The organism is Vibrio sp. 10N.247.310.17, from assembly GCF_041466605.1.
Taxonomy (GTDB): domain Bacteria; phylum Pseudomonadota; class Gammaproteobacteria; order Enterobacterales; family Vibrionaceae; genus Vibrio; species Vibrio tasmaniensis_A.
Map to the genome: position 1 here is coordinate 1 of NZ_JBFSTC010000163.1, position 5,146 is coordinate 5,146.

The 5,146-nt window shown below is 38.4% G+C and carries 6 protein-coding genes; 5 read left to right on the forward strand and 1 reads right to left on the reverse strand.

Annotation, left to right across the window (positions count from 1 at the left end):
- Nucleotides 1-142: 142 nt before the first annotated feature.
- Nucleotides 143-550 carry a hypothetical protein gene (locus tag AB6D80_RS24100; RefSeq protein WP_265132840.1) on the reverse strand — a complete coding sequence of 136 codons (408 nt, stop codon included), beginning with the start codon at nucleotides 548-550 and terminating at the stop codon, nucleotides 143-145.
- Nucleotides 551-701: 151 nt separating this feature from the next.
- On the opposite strand from AB6D80_RS24100, the gene AB6D80_RS24105 reads away from it, so the two are divergent.
- The 5 genes from AB6D80_RS24105 (at nucleotide 702) to AB6D80_RS24125 (ending at nucleotide 5,010) form a co-directional block, all read left to right on the forward strand.
- Nucleotides 702-1,199: a hypothetical protein gene (locus AB6D80_RS24105; RefSeq protein WP_265132839.1), complete on the forward strand. Its 498-nt coding sequence runs from the start codon at nucleotides 702-704 to the stop codon at nucleotides 1,197-1,199.
- Nucleotides 1,200-1,280: 81 nt separating this feature from the next.
- Nucleotides 1,281-1,643 carry a hypothetical protein gene (locus tag AB6D80_RS24110; protein WP_372189843.1) on the forward strand — a complete coding sequence of 121 codons (363 nt, stop codon included), beginning with the start codon at nucleotides 1,281-1,283 and terminating at the stop codon, nucleotides 1,641-1,643.
- A 9-nt stretch (nucleotides 1,644-1,652) separates the two neighbouring features.
- Entirely contained in the window at nucleotides 1,653-2,855 is a 1,203-nt protein-coding gene (locus AB6D80_RS24115) for a tyrosine-type recombinase/integrase (protein WP_372189845.1), read from the forward strand.
- 258 nt (nucleotides 2,856-3,113) lie between these two features.
- Nucleotides 3,114-4,094 (forward strand): retron St85 family effector protein, encoded by a 981-nt coding sequence (locus AB6D80_RS24120; RefSeq protein ID WP_136998717.1) that lies wholly within the window; start codon nucleotides 3,114-3,116, stop codon nucleotides 4,092-4,094.
- On the forward strand, nucleotides 4,084-5,010 hold the full coding sequence (locus tag AB6D80_RS24125) for a retron St85 family RNA-directed DNA polymerase (RefSeq protein WP_136998716.1): 927 nt from the start codon (nucleotides 4,084-4,086) through the stop codon (nucleotides 5,008-5,010). The genes AB6D80_RS24120 and AB6D80_RS24125 overlap by 11 nt, the downstream gene beginning before the upstream one ends.
- Nucleotides 5,011-5,146: the final 136 nt, after the last annotated feature.

Below are 5,146 nucleotides of genomic sequence, written 5' to 3' on the forward strand. Positions count from 1 at the left end.
GACAAAACTTAGGGAAAGTAATTACTGAAGAAGTCAGGTAGAGCAAGGGCTAGAGAGAGATTACAGGGCCAGTCTAGAGTGACCGACCCAGCGACTTAGGATTTTAGGTGTTGGGAGTGATGTGGGGATCAGTTCGAGGCTGTTACATATCCGTATTTTTGGGTTCATTCCTGCCAATGTTACACGACCATCTGAGCTTCTGAGACATATCTGGCGTAGAGTAATTCATAACAATACGACCTGTTTTTTTATTTAGTTTAGCTAATCCGATGTAATCTTTAATAAATAAGGTCTTTGAGTTATTAGAAATATCTGTACCATCATTAGAGCCATAACTAGAAATGACCCACCCACCAATTTCAATTGAGTAGTAGTAATCTTCTTTAATTCTCAACCAGCCATCTTTGATATCTCCCACAGCCAAATCTCTTAATTTTGGAGTAAGTGATGTTAGTTCGCAGAATAGATGCCTTTTTTCATCATATTTAACGGTGTCGGCGGCATTTCCACTCGATGAAATCACCATCAAAATCAAAAGAATTTTTTTCATTAACCTTCCTGCATTGATTTTCTTGAAATCAGGTTTATATAATAAATTGCTTGCGCAAGTATAAGATAAATAAAATTAACATCAAATGGTAATCTCATTATAAAATCAACGCAGTTCTAAAACTTAAAAAAGGTGAAGTTGGGATTATAAAATGCCATCAAATTTAATAATCAGGAAAATTTTCCACGTCATTTTTCTGTCAATGCTGAGTCACAAATCATTTGCTGAACCACTTAACTACAAGGAAAAAGAATCAGCCTTTATTGCGGCAGGGTATCTCTTAAATCAAAATTTTTGGCGCAATGATTGTGACGATACGAGCGTTACTTCCGCTGGAGAAATCGACATGGTACTAGATTTAAACCATGATAAAAAACCAGAAGTCCTGATAATGCAATCTAGCTCGTATTGCTATGGCAATGTAGGGTACCATTATACCCTCCTCAGCAAGTTGCCCAATATGAAATGGAAAGTCATAGCTAAAGGGGTTGGCATACCCAAATTTATTGCACATGAGGAATTTAGTTCTTGGCCTGAGATAGAGGTAGGTGGTCCCAGTTTTTGTTTCCCTATTTTGCAATGGAGCGGTAAGGACTATGTGTTTGATCGATACCAATACGATTATAAACCATGTTCTTTAAACAAATAGATCCCCCGTTCAATGGAAATCGAAATATTAGCTAAATAAAACACATATTAACTCTATGTTATCAATAATATGGAGTTAGTCATGCTAAAAATAACCAACCTTCAACAAGCCACAACCCTACCAACCACTACAACCCTGCAAGACCAAGTCAAAGCCATACTCACTGAACCATTCCACGATGAAACAGAAACCCAACAGGCGTGGGATGAACTGCAATGTGAACTCTGGTTCCTCACATCAATTAATGAGCTAAACGCTGTCGTCGTCGACGATATCGAACTGCTGAAACGAGCCCTAGCCTATACCGAATTCGAAGATGCTCTAGATTACGGAGCTTCTATATCCCTAAGCATTGTCGAGGACAGTGGTAAGGGTATCTACCTACTGATGCCTAAGACACTCCGTACTGAATTGCATCAATATTTCTCAATCTCAGATGAATAAGGGGGACTGATGCAATCACGTAAATTCAAATTTAATAAACGCCAACTTGATTCATTACCGCCGACGCCGTCGACAAGTCGAAGTAAAGAAACTGAGTATACGGATGAGCTCTGTAGCGGCCTGAAAATTATAATTAATAGACAAGGGAGACGTAGGTTCCTATTCAGATACACCTATTTCGGGAAAAAGAAATCGTTACAAATTGGTGAATACCCTGCGCTAGATATCAACACTGCTAGACAGATAGCCAATGACCACAAGCGAGAGATAGCACTGGGTAATGACCCTAAGGCAATGAGGGATGAAAAATCCAATGTACTAAGTTTTCAAGAATTTTCGGAGCTGCATTACCTACCGTATGCCCGAATGAACAAACTCACGGCTAAGAATGATATCGGTAACTTAAAGCTACATTTCTACCCTAAATGGGGCAAGAAAAGCATCACCGATATCAACCAACAAGACATTCAAAAGCTACTCGATGGAGTTTTAGAAACAAGGAAACCATCCACTGTAAATCGTCTTCGGTCGCTCATTTTACGAATGTATAGGCTCGCAAAAGAATGGGGATTCGTGGACAAGAATCCGGGACAGTACATAAGGAAGCTTAAGGAGAATAATTTAAGAAACAGATTCCTGAACCGCAAAGAGGTTTCATCTTTCATCAAGGCATGTAACGAGGAGCCCAATCGCACCCAAGGGAATGCCTTAAAATTCGCCCTGCTTACCGGGATGAGAATTGGTGAAATAACTAACTCTAAGTGGGACTGTCTTACCGTCGACGACGACGGCAATTGGAGCCTATTTCTTCCCCACACAAAATCGGGGTTATCAAGGACGGTTCTGCTCAATAATTTAGCTAAGGAGGTAATACATGACCAACGACGATTTCAGATACGTAAGAACCCCTATATCTTTGCCGGAGATGCACCCGGTAGACCTATCGCACATCCAAAGAAGGCATTCGCTCGAATCAAGAAAGCAGCAGGTATCTACGATGACTTCCGCATTCATGACCTCAGGCATAGCTTTGCAAGTATCCTGATAAATTCCGGAAATGCGACGCTCTATGATGTTCAGCATCTACTTGGGCATCAAAGCCCTCAAACTTCGACTAGGTATGCACACTTGGCTAGCTCAAGGTTGAGGGAAGTAAGTGCTAATGTGTCAGAGTTGGTACGAGAAGCTCAAGGATCTAGAAAAGTTTCATAAAAACAGATAGTAAGCACTATATACTGTTTGAACAATATGCATCTAGGTGGTAAGTTATGATTTAGCCCTTAGCTTGGTTACTTCCGAGTAGCCTATGGTTGGTGTATAGCCAACCTGACGAAATTGGTCGTGATTGTGTTGCACTAAACAGATTCACGATCGTTCGTACCTCACGGAGCGTGAATCTGTTTAGTGCAAGCCGTTTCGCTTGCTACGCAACCTCACGCCTTAGTAAGGGCATTTTTTCAGGAAACTAAAATGTGGTTCAAGCATCCTAATTTTATTTCAGCTAAACAATATCTAATCTCACAATTCAAAGATATAGAGCGAAGTAAAAAGTCAAGCGATATGAAAGAAGCTCGGAGTTCGCTTTTTGGTCGTAGTGCTTTGCCTAAGCTACTATTTATTTGTGGTGGCGACCCCAGATACTGCAAACGCCGTGGGGAGATTGAAAACTACTTGTATAAGCATGCAAAGCACTTACTTACTTTTCGTGCAGAGTACGCGTGGGAAACGATAAGTAATACACAGTCTAGTTTAAATGCTTTAGAGCTTGAAGAATGGCTGGCTGACTTATCTGACGCAGTAATCATCATTGTTGAATCGTTCGGAACAGTTGCTGAGTTAGGAGCATTTTCTTTAAGTAAACCTTTAAGAACTAAGCTGCTACCCATATTAGATCGAAAATATGCGAATGATGAATCATTTGTTAATACTGGGCCTGTAAGGTGGGTAGATCGAGATTCTGTCTATCGTCCAACGATCTATGCTGATTTCGATACAATTCTAACCGCAGTCCCTGAAGTATTAGCTAGAATCGATTCAGACCGTCCTAAATTCTATTATTCTAGGGAAGGTGATAAAACTCTTGGAAATTTCTTATTTACAAAAAAAGAAATGCTGTTTGTTATCATATTAATAATAACTAGTATTGGCCCAGTCAATGATGAGAACATTATTGACATATGTAAAAAATCTTTTGGCATAAATAAGAAATCTGACATAAATGAAATTAGGTTATTAATTTCTTTGTGTGTTGCATTAGAGATAGTAGAGCCAATTACTATCTCTGGGTGTATCTGCTATACATGTCATGATTATACCAAACTATACAACACCTCGACCACTAATCATCTTTTAAATACATCTCAAAAACTGCGTGGAGCTTGTGTCTCCAAGCTGATATATATCGAAGAGTATGTTTCAGAAATCAAGAGATTAAGAGCTAATGCTTCTTGAATTAATATCCAATATCACTATTTTAGAAGAAGACTACATTTTAAATGTTGCTCAAACATCTTCTCAGAGATACAAAAAATTTCATATACCCAAGAGAAATGGTTCTTTGCGAACTATATTTCAACCTTCTAAAGAATTGAAAGGGATACAACGCGTTATCCATGACGAAGTTCTAAAAACGCTACCTAGTCATATTGCTAGTGCAGCTTATAAAGAAGGTAGCAGTATAAAGAAACATGCTGACCAGCATAGAAAATCAAATTACTTGCTAAGATTAGATTTTAAAGATTTTTTTGAATCGATATCTGATCATGATATTAGAACGTTTGCTAATCAAAATTTGGTAGGAAAAATCAGCGGATGGACAAGTGATGATACAAACCTTTTAGTTAAATTGGCGACTTTCAAAGGAGCTCTAACTATTGGTTCTATAACATCTCCTCTTTTATCGGATGCTATCTGCTACAACTTGGACGTAGCTCTTTTCAGTTTTTCTCACGAGCTAGGTATCACTTATACAAGATATGCTGATGATCTGTACTTTTCTACGAATAATCGAGGAGTGCTAAAAACTATCTTATCTAAAGTTGAAGATGTTATTTCTAACTTAGACTATCCCAGCCAGCTAAAAATCAATCGAAGTAAAACATACCACTCATCTAAAAAAAATAAGATGATGGTCACAGGTTTAACTCTAACAAATGATTACAAAATTTCCATTGGTAGGGCAAAAAAGAGAGAGATAAGAAGCAAAATCTACAACTGGTCAAGACTGGACTTAGAACAAAAGCGTCATTTATCAGGATATTTATCATACATTAAATCTGTTGAGCCTGCTTTTATCAATACTCTATGTAGTAAGTACGGCGCCAATATCATTAGAGAAATATCAATATTTAATAGCCAGAAGAACTAAAACACATCACTAAATCCCCAGAACAACACCTAAAATCCTAAGTCGCTGGGTCGGTCACTCTAGACTGGCCCTGTAATATCTCTCTAGCCCTTGTTCTACCTGATTTCTTCAGTAATTACTTTCCCTAGTTTTCGTT